The sequence below is a fragment of the Alicyclobacillus suci genome (genome assembly GCF_017329615.1).
GTDB lineage: Bacteria > Bacillota > Bacilli > Alicyclobacillales > Alicyclobacillaceae > Alicyclobacillus > Alicyclobacillus suci.
The window spans coordinates 66,234-81,321 of record NZ_JAFMTW010000015.1 but is presented as its reverse complement, the minus strand read 5'-3'; the positions used below and the strand labels follow the sequence as shown (position 1 = coordinate 81,321).

General features: G+C 57.5%; 15 protein-coding genes and 1 pseudogene. 1 reads left to right on the top strand and 15 read right to left on the bottom strand.

The window, feature by feature from the left end; translation table 11 throughout:
- Window positions 1-283 precede the first annotated feature (283 nt).
- The 15 genes from atpC to J3482_RS09815 form a co-directional block, all read right to left on the bottom strand.
- Window positions 284-721: an ATP synthase F1 subunit epsilon gene (gene atpC / locus J3482_RS09885; protein WP_031218768.1), complete on the bottom strand. Its 438-nt coding sequence runs from the start codon at window positions 719-721 to the stop codon at window positions 284-286.
- 37 nt (window positions 722-758) lie between these two features.
- Window positions 759-2,165: a F0F1 ATP synthase subunit beta gene (atpD, locus tag J3482_RS09880; RefSeq protein WP_021296835.1), complete on the bottom strand. Its 1,407-nt coding sequence runs from the start codon at window positions 2,163-2,165 to the stop codon at window positions 759-761.
- A gap of 21 nt (window positions 2,166-2,186) precedes the next feature.
- Window positions 2,187-3,047, bottom strand: coding sequence for an ATP synthase F1 subunit gamma (gene atpG, locus J3482_RS09875; RefSeq protein ID WP_021296834.1), 861 nt, complete (start codon window positions 3,045-3,047; stop codon window positions 2,187-2,189).
- 66 nt (window positions 3,048-3,113) lie between these two features.
- Complete coding sequence (gene atpA / locus J3482_RS09870; RefSeq protein WP_021296833.1) at window positions 3,114-4,622, bottom strand: F0F1 ATP synthase subunit alpha; 1,509 nt, start codon at window positions 4,620-4,622, stop codon at window positions 3,114-3,116.
- Entirely contained in the window at window positions 4,619-5,182 is a 564-nt protein-coding gene (atpH, locus tag J3482_RS09865; protein WP_021296832.1) for an ATP synthase F1 subunit delta, read from the bottom strand. The genes atpA and atpH overlap by 4 nt, the downstream gene beginning before the upstream one ends.
- On the bottom strand, window positions 5,176-5,670 hold the full coding sequence (atpF, locus tag J3482_RS09860) for a F0F1 ATP synthase subunit B (RefSeq protein WP_021296831.1): 495 nt from the start codon (window positions 5,668-5,670) through the stop codon (window positions 5,176-5,178). The genes atpH and atpF overlap by 7 nt, the downstream gene beginning before the upstream one ends.
- A gap of 92 nt (window positions 5,671-5,762) precedes the next feature.
- Window positions 5,763-5,999, bottom strand: coding sequence for an ATP synthase F0 subunit C (gene atpE / locus J3482_RS09855; protein WP_031218766.1), 237 nt, complete (start codon window positions 5,997-5,999; stop codon window positions 5,763-5,765).
- A gap of 50 nt (window positions 6,000-6,049) precedes the next feature.
- Window positions 6,050-6,814: a F0F1 ATP synthase subunit A gene (gene atpB / locus J3482_RS09850; RefSeq protein ID WP_021296829.1), complete on the bottom strand. Its 765-nt coding sequence runs from the start codon at window positions 6,812-6,814 to the stop codon at window positions 6,050-6,052.
- 8 nt (window positions 6,815-6,822) lie between these two features.
- On the bottom strand, window positions 6,823-7,224 hold the full coding sequence (locus tag J3482_RS09845) for an ATP synthase subunit I (protein ID WP_021296828.1): 402 nt from the start codon (window positions 7,222-7,224) through the stop codon (window positions 6,823-6,825).
- 622 nt (window positions 7,225-7,846) lie between these two features.
- Complete coding sequence (wecB, locus tag J3482_RS09840; RefSeq protein ID WP_031218762.1) at window positions 7,847-8,995, bottom strand: non-hydrolyzing UDP-N-acetylglucosamine 2-epimerase; 1,149 nt, start codon at window positions 8,993-8,995, stop codon at window positions 7,847-7,849.
- A 307-nt stretch (window positions 8,996-9,302) separates the two neighbouring features.
- The gene (gene upp, locus J3482_RS09835; RefSeq protein WP_021296824.1) at window positions 9,303-9,932 is read right to left on the bottom strand and encodes a uracil phosphoribosyltransferase; all 630 of its coding nucleotides are present in this window, start codon (window positions 9,930-9,932) and stop codon (window positions 9,303-9,305) included.
- Window positions 9,933-10,472: 540 nt separating this feature from the next.
- On the bottom strand, window positions 10,473-11,723 hold the full coding sequence (glyA, locus tag J3482_RS09830; RefSeq protein WP_021296822.1) for a serine hydroxymethyltransferase: 1,251 nt from the start codon (window positions 11,721-11,723) through the stop codon (window positions 10,473-10,475).
- Window positions 11,724-11,849: 126 nt separating this feature from the next.
- Window positions 11,850-12,431 (bottom strand): TIGR01440 family protein, encoded by a 582-nt coding sequence (locus J3482_RS09825; RefSeq protein ID WP_031218760.1) that lies wholly within the window; start codon window positions 12,429-12,431, stop codon window positions 11,850-11,852.
- 277 nt (window positions 12,432-12,708) lie between these two features.
- Window positions 12,709-13,170, bottom strand: a complete 462-nt coding sequence (locus tag J3482_RS09820) for a low molecular weight protein arginine phosphatase (protein ID WP_021296820.1) — start codon at window positions 13,168-13,170, stop codon at window positions 12,709-12,711.
- A 167-nt stretch (window positions 13,171-13,337) separates the two neighbouring features.
- Window positions 13,338-13,889, bottom strand: a complete 552-nt coding sequence (locus J3482_RS09815) for a manganese efflux pump MntP (protein ID WP_021296819.1) — start codon at window positions 13,887-13,889, stop codon at window positions 13,338-13,340.
- Between the two features lie 892 nt (window positions 13,890-14,781).
- Between J3482_RS09815 and J3482_RS22130 the strand changes: the two are divergent.
- Window positions 14,782-15,054, top strand: a pseudogene (locus J3482_RS22130) (NlpC/P60 family protein); the annotation flags it as partial.
- Between the last annotated feature and the right edge of the window lie 34 nt (window positions 15,055-15,088).

Sequence of the window (15,088 nt, the reverse complement as noted above, 5' to 3'; positions counted from 1 at the left end):
CCCCCCCCCCCCCCCCCCCCCCCCCCCCCCCCCCCCCCCCCCCCCCCCCCCCCCCCCCCCCCCCCCCCCCCCCCCCCCCCCCCCCCCCAATTTTTTTTACCCCCCCAAGCCGCAATCCGCCATCGCTCAGTGTCTCGTGGGCTCGGAGATGTGTATAAGAGACAGACCCAGCCCTCCTCGATCACGCCGCCCATCCTCAACCGCGCCCCTGCGCGCTCCACAAACACAAACACCCGACGCGAAAGGCGCCGGGTGTCGTGGGTAATCTGTGATTTTGTTGCGCTTATTGGGCGCTTGTGAGAAAGCCATTCAACTTCTGATGCTCTTCAATTGCCTGGAGGCGAAGCTCTGACCGCAACAGTGCATCCTTGGCGCGGTTCACATCGACGTCGTCGGCACTTTGGCTGAGGCGGCGCTCTGCGCGCTCCTTGGCCAATTGTGCACGGTCGGCGTCGATATCCTCCGGCAATTCGGCGGTATCTGCCAACAAGGTGATCTTGTCGGGCAGAATCTCGACGAATCCGCCGGAGACTGGAATGACGTCCTCGCGGCCATCTTCCAGTTTAATGCGAACCAAACAAGGTTTCACGGAAGTTGCCAGGGGCATGTGCCTCGGCAAAATGCCGAGCTCGCCATATCCGCCCTGAAGCGTCACCATCCGAACGTCCTGTTCGAGAATGACGCGCTCAGGCGTCACGATTTCGAGAGGTACCGTTAGCAACCCGCTCACCTACCTTCCTGCGACAGGCACTTCGACGTCACGAAGCGTAGCCGTCCTTCTTGGCCTTTTCAATAACGTCTTCAATCGGACCACAGTACCGGAAATAGGTTTCCGGAATGTCGTCGTGCTTGCCATCGAGGATTTCACGGAAACTGCGCACCGTGTCCTGTACGGTGACGTATTTGCCAGGGATACCCGTAAACACTTCACCGACGAAGAACGGCTGCGACAGGAAGTTTTGAATCTTACGCGCACGAGCGACTGTCAGACGATCTTCGTCCGTCAACTCGTCCATACCGAGAATCGCGATGATGTCCTGCAATTCGCGGTAGCGTTGCAATACCGCCTGGACGCCGCGAGCGACATCGTAGTGCTCCTGGCCGACAATGTCCGGCTGGAGGGCGCGGGAGGTCGAGGCGAGCGGATCGACGGCGGGGTACAAGCCCATGTCGGAAATCCGGCGATCCAGGTTGGTCGTTGCGTCCAAGTGCGCAAACGTGTTGGCCGGCGCTGGGTCCGTGTAGTCATCGGCAGGCACGTAAACGGCCTGGATGGACGTGATGGAACCTTTGACGGTCGACGCGATACGCTCTTGCAGTTGGCCCATTTCTGTCGCCAACGTCGGTTGGTAACCGACGGCGGACGGCATACGGCCGAGCAATGCGGACACTTCGGCACCCGCCTGGGTGAAACGGAAGATGTTGTCGATGAAGAACAGCACGTCGCGTTCTTCGACGTCACGGAAGTACTCCGCCAATGTCAGACCCGAGAGGGCGACGCGTAGACGCGCACCTGGCGGCTCGTTCATCTGACCGAACACCATGCTGGTCTTGTCGAGGACGCCAGAGTCCTTCATTTCGTGGTACAAGTCATTCCCCTCACGGGTACGTTCGCCGACACCCGCGAAGACGGAATAACCGCCGTGTTCCTTTGCGATGTTGTGAATCAATTCCTGAATCAAGACGGTTTTACCGACGCCGGCGCCGCCGAACAGGCCGACCTTACCGCCCTTGATGTACGGAGCGAGCAAATCGACGACCTTGATACCCGTTTCGAAGATCTCCGTCTTCGTGGTCAGTTCACTGAACTTCGGAGCATCGCGGTGAATCGGCCAGCTTTCCTTTGCGTCCGCAGGGCCCTGTTCGTCAATCGTTTCACCCAATACGTTGAAGATGCGTCCCAATGTTCCTTGGCCAACTGGCATGCTGATAGCATGGCCAGTATCTACTACTTCGGTGCCGCGCACGAGGCCGTCCGTAGACGACATCGCGACGGCGCGAACCACGTTATCGCCAAGGTGCAACGCGACTTCCAACGTCAAGTGGATGTCGATTTCACCTTGGTGGTCAATGCGCAGGGCGTTGTTGATAGCCGGCAGTTGACCGTCTTCGAAGCGGACGTCGACCACCGGACCCGTGACCTGCACGACATATCCTTTGCTCACGTAGTTCCCTCCTGTTCTCGTTTAGCTTAGGGCATTCGCTCCGCCGACGATTTCCGCAATCTGCGTCGTAATCGCCGCTTGGCGAGCACGGTTGAGCGAAAGCGTATAGTCAGCGATGATGTCCTTCGCATTTTCGGTTGCATTACCCATTGCAGTCATCCGCGCGGCGTGCTCGGAGGCTTTCGCGTCGAGAACCGCTTGGTAGACCAACGTTTCTGCGTAACGAGGTAAAAGTGCGGCCATGACCGCGTCCTCGTCGGGTTCGAACTCGTATTGATGACGCGGGCCTGTTTGCTCGTCTGTCAAACTATCGAGCGGCAACACTTTCTTGACGACCGCCCGCTGCGACACCGCGTTGATAAATTCGTTGTAAATGAAGTACAGTTCATCGAACTCTTCGCGCTCGTACGACTGCACCATCTCCTCCGCGAGATTGCGGATGGAGCTATAGGTCGGCGAGTCGTCCAAATCGATGACTTCCGCACCGATAGGGTAGTCACGATGTTTGAAGAAATCTCTTCCCCGCTTGCCGACGGCGAAAATCGTGAACGCCGACTTGTCTTTTTTACCGAACTCCTGCATCGCGGCGCGGACTACTTGCGCGTTGTACGGGCCAGCAAGTCCCCTGTCGGCCGTGATGACCAAGTAGCCCGTCCGTTTGACCGGACGCGACGCCAACAGAGGGTGCTTCACGTGGCGGGCCGATGCAGAAACGTTCGCCAACATGTCTTGTAACTTAGCCAAGTAAGGTTTGGACTGCTGAACTGCGTCCTGAACGCGACGCAATTTCGCAGCCGCGACCATCTCCATGGCCTTCGTGATTTGAGATGTATTCTGAACGCTGCGAATGCGGCGTTTAATTTCACGCGTATTTTGCGGCAATGCCTTTCACCACCCATCGTCTCTCAGGATTTGGCCGCGCAATCAAGAACCAACACTGTGGGCGGTTTACGCCACAAACGTCGCCTTAAACTTCGCGACTGCTTCCTTGAGAAGTGCAACCGTGTCATCTTCGAGCGTCGTGCGTTCTTGCATCTGCTGGAAGATTTGCGGATACTCGCGGTCGATGAACGCCAACCACTCGCGCTCGAACTTGAGTACTGCCTCAAGCGGAACATCGTCCAAGTAGCCGTTGATACCCGTCCACAGCGATGCAACCTGACGGTCGAACGTCAGCGGCTGATACTGCGGCTGCTTCAGAAGTTCCGTCATGCGCGCGCCGCGCTTGAGGGTGTCTTGTGTGGCCTTGTCGAGATCGCTACCGAACTGCGTGAACGCTTGAAGTTCGCGATACTGCGCCAAGTCGAGTTTCAACGTACCAGCGACCTTCTTCATCGCCTTCGTCTGCGCCGAGCTACCGACACGAGAAACGGAGCTACCGACGTTGACAGCCGGACGGACACCCGCGAAGAACAAATCGGATTCCAAGAAGACCTGACCGTCCGTGATGGAGATGACGTTCGTCGGAATGTACGCCGAGATGTCACCCGCTTGCGTCTCGATGAACGGCAATGCCGTCAAGGAGCCTGCGCCATTTTCGTCGTTCAACTTCGCCGCGCGTTCGAGCAGGCGAGAGTGCAGATAGAAGACGTCACCAGGATATGCCTCGCGGCCTGGCGGACGGCGCAGCAGCAAGGACATTTCGCGGTATGCTGCAGCGTGCTTGGTCAAATCGTCATACACGACGAGGGCGTGCCCGCCGTTGTAGAGGTAATGCTCTGCCATCGCGCAACCTGCGTACGGAGCCAGGTACAGAAGCGGTGCTGCTTCAGAAGCGCTCGCCGCAACGACGATGGTATATTCGAGGGCACCGTGGCGGCGCAGCGTCTCCACAACCTGTGCGATGGTGGATTGCTTTTGGCCGATGGCGACGTACACACAAATGACGCCTTTGCCCTTTTGGTTGATGATGGTGTCCAGCGCAATTGCCGTCTTACCGGTTTGCCGGTCACCAATGATCAGTTCGCGCTGCCCACGACCAATTGGCACCATCGAATCGATAGCCTTAATCCCCGTCTCAAGTGGCTCGTGGACTGACTTACGAACGATGACACCTGGTGCTGGCGATTCAACAGGACGGTAGGTGTCCGTCTGAATCGGGCCGTTGTTGTCAAGAGGTTGTCCGAGGGCGTTGACGACGCGACCCAACAGTGCGTCGCCGACAGGAACCTGGACCAAGCGCCCTGTACGACGAACCTGCTCGCCTTCCTGAATTCCCGTCACCGAACCCAAGACGACGACACCAACGTTGTCTTCTTCGAGGTTCAGCGTCATGCCGTAGCCGCCGTTCTCAAACTCGACCAACTCACCAGCCATGACATTGTCAAGACCGTGAAGACGGGCGATACCGTCACCGACCGACAGGACAATACCGGTATCGTTCACTTGAATCTGCGCGTCAAACTGCTCAATTTGCTGTTTGATCAGCGCACTGATTTCATCCGGCCGAATACTCAACGTGTTCCCTCCTTGCGAGCGTTACCGAGGACGAGCCGACTCCGAAACTGACGAAGCTGATTTTGCGTCGTGGCGTCGAGCACGCGGTTGCCGACCTGAATCCGATACCCCGCGAGGAGTGCCGGGTTGATGCGGACGACCGGGTGAATCTCTTTGCCATACGATTGCGACAACCGTGCGACAATCGCCTCTGTTTGCGCCTCGGAGAGCGGCTGTGCCGCCTCGATTTCTACTTCAAGCCGACCCTTCAACTCGTCGACTAATTCGTGATACCGTTCTGCGATGGCCGACACGTAACTACCACGTTGCCGTTCCAGCAAAAGGGCGATGAAGTTGCGCAGGTCTGAACGTAGCTCACCTGCGAACAGTTTATCTATGGTTGAAAGCTTCATTTCCTGCGTAAGAACCGGATTGGCCAACAGCGCCTTGAGTTCAGCCGAAGCCGCGAGCGCGCGCCCCAGTTCACCGAGTTGCGCATCCAGCGCGTCGGTCACATCGTGCGCCTTGGCGTATGCCAGCAAACCGCGAGCGTATCGATTAATTACTGCCCCGCTTAACATACGAGCTCACCCAGGCGTTTTTCCGCCTCGGCTACCATCTCGTTGTGCACCTCAGCCGTGACGTGGTCACGCAACAGTTTCGAAGTCAGTTCGACTGTCAACTCTGCGACGCGTTGTGTCACTGCCGCAAGGGCCTCGTCGCGCTCACGCGCGATGGCAGCGCGGTTCTCTTCGAGGATCCGTGAAACTTCTTCTTCCGCTTTTTGAATGATCTCCCGAGCCTGTTCGTCAGCGCGGACACGGGCTGCATCGAGAATATTTTTAGCTTCTTTGCGCGCTTCATCGAGTAACCGTTTCTGTTCAGACAACAGCTTTGCAGCTTCCTCGCGGCTCTGCTCAGCATCTGTAATCTGCGATTCAACGTGTTTGCGACGCTGCTCCAACATATTGGCGAGCGGTCTAAACGCAAAGCGTTGGATGATGAAGAAGACAATCAAGAAACTAATGATGGAGAAAATAAACGTCCCTAACTGGAAGACGCCCCCCATTTCGCGCCACTCCCTTCTACTATGGAATCGCGTTCGGACGCTAATCGATAGCGTAGTGCCGCCTCTCGCGGCACTCGGTCAACGCAATCGAATTAAAGTTTGCCGGCTGTAAACAGGATGATGATACCGAACGCCAGCGCGATAACCGGGAAAGCCTCGACAAGCGCGACACCAAGCAATGCACTTGCAAAAATCGAACCACGAGCTTCTGGTTGACGAGCTACGCCTTCGACGTACTTGCTCATAACCAAACCGTCACCAACACCGGAACCAACGGCTGCAAGACCCAAAAGCAGCGCAACCGCAACGTCATAAATCGCTTGTACCATTTGTGCCATAGGTTGAAATCCTCCTCAATGGTTCACTCGTTCACTCGAGATTAGTGATTTGCGTGGCCTTCAAACGACTTGTTGCCAATGTACAGGCACATCAGAATCGAGAAGACGTACGCCTGAATCGTTGCCACAAAGCCGCTGTACAACAGCCACAGGACAATCAGCGGAAGCTGCCACGGCAGCCAATGGAACGCAAATGGCGCCTTCAGCATGATACCCAACAGGGCCTCACCCGCAAAAATGTTGCCGTAAAGTCGCATACCGTGCGTCAACGGGTTGGTAATTTCCTCGATGACGGCGAGCGGCGACGGCGAGTAGAAGTGCTTGAACCACTGCTTTGGATGGCGCAATCCGCGCGCGTGGCTGATTACCCACACCATCACAGCGATACCGAGCGCCATACTCATGCTCGATGTCGGCGAGTCGAAGAGTTCGACGTCACCATTCGATCCAGCCAAGTCGGACGGCTTCAGACCCCACACATGTGCGTGCACACCAAAGTGGACGGAAATCGTCATAATGAGCCCCAACCAGTTGGCGATAAACAAGAACAAGAGCATGGTAAACGCAAGTGGGAGGACAAACCTCACCGATTGCTCCGTCGGCATGGTCTCACGGGCCATGTTGGTCGTGAACTCAGCCGCCCATTCCATCAGGTTTTGCAATCCGCGGGGACGTCGCATATCCATGCGCGCAACAGCGATGCGCAACAGGATGAACATGACCAGACCAGTGAAGAATATCGTGGCAATCACGGTAAAATTGGTCTGCCAAATGGTCCCCGCAAATAACGTGGGGAATGCTGGCACTATCTCACCTACTTCTCTTTGGTATTGTCACTCGGGTTCATGGCATAACTGTACAGTCCGACAAAGACGAAGACGAAACCAAGTAGGTACCCGATGAGTGCTGTGTACGGATTAAACACAGCACGGAATTTCAGGGAAATCACCATAATCGCAGCAATGAGGATGAGACGTGTAAACATCCCCACCATTCCTGAAGCAAACAGCGCAGCCCCCTGCGTGTCGCGATTGTGATGACCCTGGCGGATCATGCTGAACACCACATAAAAGCCGCCGACTTCCCCAAGAAGCAGCCCGTTCAACGCTACCCGCCAGTCGGCTAGGATAACCCAGCCGAGTACAGTCAGGCCGATGAACACCAGCCAAGATATTGTGATTGTACGAAGCCGTTTGTTCAATCGGTCTACACTCATGGTTTGTCTCCTAGAATCTGTTTGGCGAGGACTGCGAGTCCCGATCCACCCACGACGACACCCACAATGGCCCCAACAACCGTCAGCCAGACATGGTGCAGCTGGTGCGCAAAGTGAACTCCAAGCAGAGTAAATACCACAATGCAAACAGCCAGCTGTAGTGTTGCACCGGAGTAAACTGCAAACGTTTTCCACGGATTTTGGTTACTTAACCGGGATTTCTCCGACTTAGGACGCTGTTCGTTCTCGAACGCGCACACCACCTAGTACAGGATGAAGAGAGGGCATCAGATGAATGAGTTATTCATCGCGGTGTTGGCTATCCAAGCAAATTCACCACCACATTCACATCCTACCCATTTACAATAAAAGGTAATCCGTGAATGTCGAGTATTTCCAGAAACGCCTGCGCTAGCTCATTCGTTTCGTAGTATGAAACACCTGTTCTTAATGGTGAAATGCCATAACCCTCGCCTATAGTACACTAGGGTAAATTCCTATGTCAACGAATGCGGGCTTGACATTCCAAGTTTCTAGATTCCATTTAGCACTTGTTCATAAAACGTTCGCGAATCTGCTTCAAATTGGTTGAGCTCTGCGCAGGCAAGTCACCGTGGGCAACCTATGCCCGAAACAGTCTATCACTCTCTTGATAGCGAAACGGCGCAGGGGCTTCCCCTCTGCCAAAGTGGTGAAGAATCGCCTGAACAATCCGATCCGACGCCCGCCCATCCCCATAAGGGTTCTTGCGACCAGCCATATCGTCGTACGCAGCGGAGTCGGTCAACAACCGGTTGGCCTCAGCCACAATGGTCGCTTCATCGGTTCCGACGAGTTTCAAGGTTCCCGCCTCAATCCCCTCCGGACGCTCCGTCGTATCCCGCAGCACGAGCACCGGTACGCCCAGCGACGGCGCCTCTTCCTGGATCCCGCCGGAGTCAGTGAGAATCAAGGTCGCTCTCGCCATGAAATTGTGGTTGTCCACAATTCCGAGCGGATCGAGCAAATGAATGCGCGGATGCCCGTCGAGAATGGTGAAGACGGTATCGCGTACAGTCGGGTTGAGATGGACGGGATAGACGAGCTCTACATCCTCGTGCGCCTCGACAATTTGTCTCGCGGCGCGGCAGATCTGGGCCAGTTTCTCCCCCCAGTTCTCGCGGCGGTGCGACGTCATATAAATCATCCGGCTTCCTTGTGGAAACGCATCGAGCACCGGATGATGATAGGTTTCTTTGACGGTCGTGCGCATCGCGTCAATCGCCGTATTCCCCGTCACGAAAATGGCCTGCTTTGCCCGCCCTTCATTGAGCAAATTTTGAGCTGACAGGTCTGTCGGGGCAAAGAAGAGATCGCACAGGACGTCCGCCAACTGGCGGTTCATCTCCTCGGGGAACGGCGAGTACTTGTTGTACGTCCGCAGCCCTGCCTCCACGTGGCCGATGGCAATTTGCTGATAAAACGCCGCCAGCGCTGCCGCAAAGGTCGTCGTCGTATCGCCGTGCACCAGCACCACGTCCGGCTTGTGCTCTGCCAATGCCGAATCCAAACCGGTTAATGCCTTGGTCGTGATTTTCGCCAAGCTCTGGTGTGGCTCCATGATGTCCAAATCGACGTCCGGCTGAACGCCAAACACCTCGAGCACCTGATCTAGCATCTCCCGGTGCTGTGCAGTCACACAGACAATGGATTCAATCTCCGGATGCGCGTCGAGCGCGCGCACCAGCGGCGCCATCTTCACCGCTTCCGGTCTCGTTCCAAACACAGTCATCACGCGCAAAGGCGTTGAACTCAAAGTGGCTCCTCCTCAAACTGACAACTTAACTGGTGGCCTGGTGTGGCCAGGCGCGAGGTCGGCTTGTCGCCGGCGGTGACGCCGACAGCCGAGTGGCCGGGCTGCTGCCGAATGGCCGGCCGGGCTACTGCCGAGTGGCGAATGCGGCTATGGCCGCGTCGCGGTGCAGGCAGGCGCCACCGGGCGTTGGCGCGTTGGCGCGCTGCGAAGCCCGAGCGGCCGATTCAGTCGATTCAGCCGACCGATGAGCGCCACCCGGCGCTGGGCCATCCGGCGCCGGCGATTACTTCGTGCCAAACAGCCTGTCCCCTGCGTCACCGAGGCCAGGGACGATATAGCCGTGATCGTTCAGGTACTCGTCAATCGCCGCCGTGTAAATGTCGACGTCCTCGTGATCAGCCTGAACGGTACGAATGCCCTCCGGCACCGCGACCAGACACATCAACTTCGGCTGCTTTGCGCCTCGCGCTTTGACGGCGGTGAGGGCGGCCGAGGCTGATCCGCCCGTGGCCAACATCGGATCGACCACGATAACATCCCGCTCCTCGACATTTGGCGGCAACTTGCAGTAGTACTCGACTGGCTTTAGCGTCTCTGGATCACGATACAACCCAACATGCCCGACTTTCGCATTCGGAATCAGGTTGAGAATGCCATCGAGCATCCCGAGTCCTGCGCGCAGCACTGGCACGAGTGCCAGCGTCTTCCCGGCAATCACCTTCGTGCGCGCCGTGGCGACCGGCGTTTCGACGTCCGTCTCAGCGAGCGGCAGATTGCGGGTGATTTCGTACGCCATCAGCATCGACACTTCCTGCACCAATGCGCGAAATTCTTTGGTGCCCGTGTCCTTGTTTCGAATATATGTGAGCTTGTGTTGAATCAATGGATGGTCCAGCACATGGACTTGTCCCAAGAGGCGACGCTCCTTTTGTGGTCATTTACCGTTATTATAGCAAATCGACCGATCCTGCGATTCAAGTTCGCGCAGAATTTAGGAACGGATTGTGGCAGGTGTGGGTGTGGGGGCGGCTGGACAGCGGAATAAGGCACAAATTCTGCCCTATTTCCGCATTTCTTTCTATCCGGCGGACTTTAAGACATGAATTTTGTCTTAAAACCTCAAGAGCCGCCGGTTTAACCCCAAAAATCCGCAAATAGAGCAGATTTCGTGCCTTATCTCGGCCTCAAAGCCCGCCATTGTCTTATTAAGACACGCAGCTGCGTGCCGCCGGGTTCCCGCTGAGCAGGGGCCGGGCAGGTTCAGCGGATGCGCGTGCCGCCGGCCACCGTAAGCCGCCCCAAGGCGGATGCTCGACCGACCGCTCGCGGCAGCGGCGGCGGCCGCGGCACAGCCCCGGCACCGCGCAGCAAAGCCACCAGCCACCAGCCGCCCGCCCTCACCGCCCCATCCGGGATGGCGAAGGCTGGCGGGGCGAGCCGGGCCACGGCTGGCTTATTCGATGTAGCTCAGTGCGTCGTAGAGCGGGAAGCGGGCGGTGAGCGCCTGGACTTTCGCGCTGGCGGCGTGGCGGACGGCGTCTGAGAAGTCGCTCGAGAGGACGAGGTGGAAAATTTCCGCTATCTCCGCCATCGCCTCTTCGTCCATGCCGCGGGTGGTCACGGCTGGCGTGCCAATGCGGATGCCGCTGGTGACCATGGGGCTGGCGGGATCGAACGGGATAGCGTTTTTGTTGACGGTGACGCCGACTTCGTCGAGCCGGTGCTCGGCCTCTTTGCCGGTGAGGTTGAAGTTGCGGACGTCGATGAGAATCAGGTGGTTGTCCGTGCCACCGGAGATGAGCTGAAAGCCCTTGTCGCTGAGCGCCGTCGCCAATGCCTGCGCGTTGTTCACGATTTGGCGCGAGTAATCCTTGAACTCAGGCTTGAGGGCTTCGCCGAACGCGACAGCTTTGGCCGCGATGACGTGCATCAACGGGCCGCCTTGGATGCCTGGGAAGATGGCCTTGTCAATTTGCTTCGCAAATTCGGCCTTGCAGAGGATGAGACCGCCGCGAGGACCGCGCAACGTCTTGTGCGTCGTCGAGGTGACGAAATCGGCGTACGGGATCGGAGAAGGATGCAGGCCCGTGGCGACGAGACCGGCGATGTGGGCCATGTCGACCATGAGGTATGCGCCCACTTCGTCGGCGATGGCGCGCATGCGTTCGAAGTCGATGAAACGCGGGTAGGCGCTGGCGCCGGCGACGATGATTTTCGGTCGGTGCTCTTTTGCGACAGCGTGTACTTCATCGTAGTCAATCCTGTGCGTCTCTGCGTCGACGCCATAGGAGACAAACTCGTACAGTTGGCCCGAGAAGTTCACCGGACTACCGTGCGTGAGGTGCCCACCGTGAGCCAAGTTCATACCCAACACCTTGTCGCCAGGTTTCAGGACGCTGAAATAGACCGCCATGTTCGCCTGGGCGCCCGAGTGCGGTTGGACGTTGGCGTGTTCGGCGCCGAACAGCGCTTTTACGCGGTCGCGCGCGATGTTCTCGACGACGTCCACATACTCACAGCCGCCATAGTACCGGCGTCCCGGATACCCTTCGGCATACTTGTTGGTCAGCACGGAGCCCAGCGCGGCCAAAACCGATTCGCTGACAAAGTTCTCCGAGGCAATCAGTTCAATTTTATCTTGTTGTCGATGAAGTTCTTGCTCCATCGCGATGGCTACGTCGTGATCGAAATCGGATAAGTTCATGTTCCGGTGTCCTCTCCTTTTTCTCGGCGATAACGCCCTGTCAACACATCCCTACGGATTCGCGATGAATTGACAATTCCCTGCCGCGGCTAACCCCAGTTGTAAAAGTTTTCTGGGAATGACGAGTCACACGCCCTGCAGGCGTTGTCGCGCCGTCTCCACGTCGTAAACCGCGCGAGCACCGCCAATCAACGGCGGCCGTGTGCGCGCCATTGTGACGTGCGCGGCGCCAAGTTCCCGCGTGCGGCCACGCACTGGAACCACCACAGGTTTGAGGTGCATGCCGATGAACGTGTCGCCGATGTCAATTCCCGCGTCCGCTTGCACCGCACGAACGAGACAAGCGTCCTCAAGGCGGAAATACGCCGTCGCCGCGACGGCGCCTCCCGCACCCGGCACCGGGACAGCGGAGACCTCCTCCAAGTTGCGCGCGACAGCCGTACTACGTGAGACGACAAGGGCGCGGTTCAGGTGCTCGCAACATTGAAACGCGACCGTCAAACCAAGTTCAGTTGCCCAGGCCAACACCGTATCGACGATGGCCTCCCCGACTGCGAGCGATGTCGCCGTGCCAATGCGCTGACCTTGGACTTCACTGGACGACGCGCCAACGACCACCATCTGCCCCGGACGAAGGTTCGCAGCAGCCTGCAAGTCGTCCAGGAGACCGCGAAGTGTGTGCGAAACGCCCGAGAGCAAATCGGCCACCGACGTCCCCACCCCGTTCGCCACTGCAGATGCACCATCGACCGCGCCAGCGGCGCCCGAGGTAAGGTCGGCGCTCATTGGGGCAGACCCAGTTGAAATCGGTTCATCACATGTGTTGTCCATGTCGTACCGCCCACTTTCGTTTTCATCCATACATTACATTCATACATTCTCAAAACGAATTGCTAGCGACCATTGAAACGCGTGGCGAAATGCGGCAGCGGTGCACCATCCCGTGGGTAGCGATCCCACCCACCACCAACGCCGCTACACTATGTCAACGGCCCTGTTCCTCTGCTAGCTTGCGAATTAATTGTTCTACGACGGAATTGAGTGCATCGGCGCAGGCCTCGTAGACTTCGGCTGGTCCACCAAACGGATCCGGCACATCCCCCGCCGCACCACCCTCAACGAACTCGCGAAGCGTGTAGGTCTTCCCTGCAGCCCCCGGGAATTCGCGCAGCAAATCCGCTTTATGCGAGGTCGTCATTGTAAAAATAAAATCGGCGTCGGAGATGAGCGACGGACTCACCGGTTTCGAGTTGTGCTGCGGGACCACCACGTGACGGCGGATCAAGGCATCTGTCGCAAGTGGCGTCATCGGTTGTCCCGGCACCGCGTAAATCCCCGCTGAATCAATGGTGGCGTCCAGCCCATGGATTGCGGCATGGTGTCGCGCCAAAGCCGCAGCCATGGGACTGCGGCATGTATTTCCCGTACAAACGAACAGAATCTGCATGAATCGTCTCACCTATATTCCTGAGCCGTGCCACAAGGCCGAGACGACTGGTCATGGCTCGAATCTTTTCTGTCACTCTTGCTCTTCAGTATATCCCTGCGGTTTTTATCCATGCAATCGATGCGCCCCACGCACCATCCATTCGATTGGATATCCTCAGTGGTTACCTACATCAAAAACTTGACCCCACAGCCAATCAACACGACGGCGCCGAGAATCTCCCCGTACCGCCCAACAGATTGACTGAACTTCTTGCCGATGAACAAGCCAACACCACACATCAGCATACTCACGAACCCAAACGAAAACGCCGATACCACACCATATGTAGCACTGCGAAGCCCAAGGCTGAATCCGACAGACAACGCGTCCAATGAGACACTTGCCGAGAACAACGCCATCGCCACGGCATTCCCCATCGCCTTGGGCGTCTCTTCCTTGCCAAAGAGACTCGTATAGAGCATGTGGACACCTAAGCCCATCAATAGAAGCGCGCCGAACCAGTGGGCGTATTGACCGAGATAATAGCCGACCAGATTGCCAAACGCGAGGCCCGCAAACGTCAAAATGACGTGAAATACACCAATGGAGAAACACAGCTGCAGCGCCGTCTTTCGGTCGATATTACTCAGCCCAACGCCAATCGACAGCGAGAGCGCATCCATACCCAAGGCGAACGACATTAGGAGAATTTCAATCATGGTCTGGAGATGATTCACGCCGTGGCTCCCCCTCTACTCAACTAAATCCATATCTATGCGCTCGTCCACGCACTCATGAGCGGGAAAGAGACGAGCGTCTCGATAGGAAATTTCCATATTCATGCATAAGTGCGGACCACTTGATAAACGCTTCTCCTATGTAAATTCATTTCACGGCTACATGCCCATTTGCTGGATGAACTGAACAAACTGTTTACCACTCGCAGCGGACAACGTCCATATCAACATGACGAAGGAGGCCCTTTCCGTGCATTCACACGTGCGCACACTGTCTATCAGCGCCCTCGTCGCCGGCGCCATCGCGCTTTTGCCCGGTTGCGGGCAAACGGGGCACACGACGAACAGCGCCCTGCCCATCGTCAACGACACCGCTTCATTTGCGGGCCTTCCCGGGACAACCGGGCAGCCCGCTCCCGCTTCATACCCACTCGGCATCGTCCAAGTACGGCGTGCAGACGTGATCGATAAACAGACCGTGAAGGTGGTCGTTCAGCCCGCGCAGGCCGGGGCGACTGGAGAAAGCGTGATCGATCTCGCCAGCCCCGACGGCCTTCTCAACTACATCACCGCACAATTCCCCGAGGATGTGGTGCGCCGCGTCGTCGTTTTGCGCCAGGATGGAACGGTCGTCCTGGACACAAGCGTCTCGACAAAGGGCGAGGTCTCCGAGTCTGTCAATGCCTCCGCGGCGACGTTCTCCCTCGGCCAGCGCATCCAAGCGCCACCGCCCGGCGTCACGATAGACCACAAACTGACACCGAAAGCGGCCATCAACGCCGCGCCAGAGGACAAGGCGGACGCGGTCGTGACTGTCGCCTCCGACCTCGAAGGCACCCCGTTCGTTTGGGGACACAATGAGGACCGGGGCGAACTCGGCTTTGACAGCAGCAACTTCGTCGCCTATGTCTACCACCACGCCCTTGGTTATCAAATGAGTGGCAACGCCAATGTGCAGCAAGACACGGTCGGAGTCACCGTCCCGAAGTGGGACATGCGCAAAGGAGACCTGCTCATCTTCGGCAACGGACAGCACGTTGGCATCTATCTCGGCAACGACGAGATGATTCAATGCGGCGGCGGACTCGGCAAGGTGGGCGTCGTCTCCCTCGGCCCCGACAGCGAGTGGGGCAAACACCTAACTGCCGTTCGGAGAATGTACTGATCTTAGGGCGCCTGACCGGGCAAAACCCCGGCCA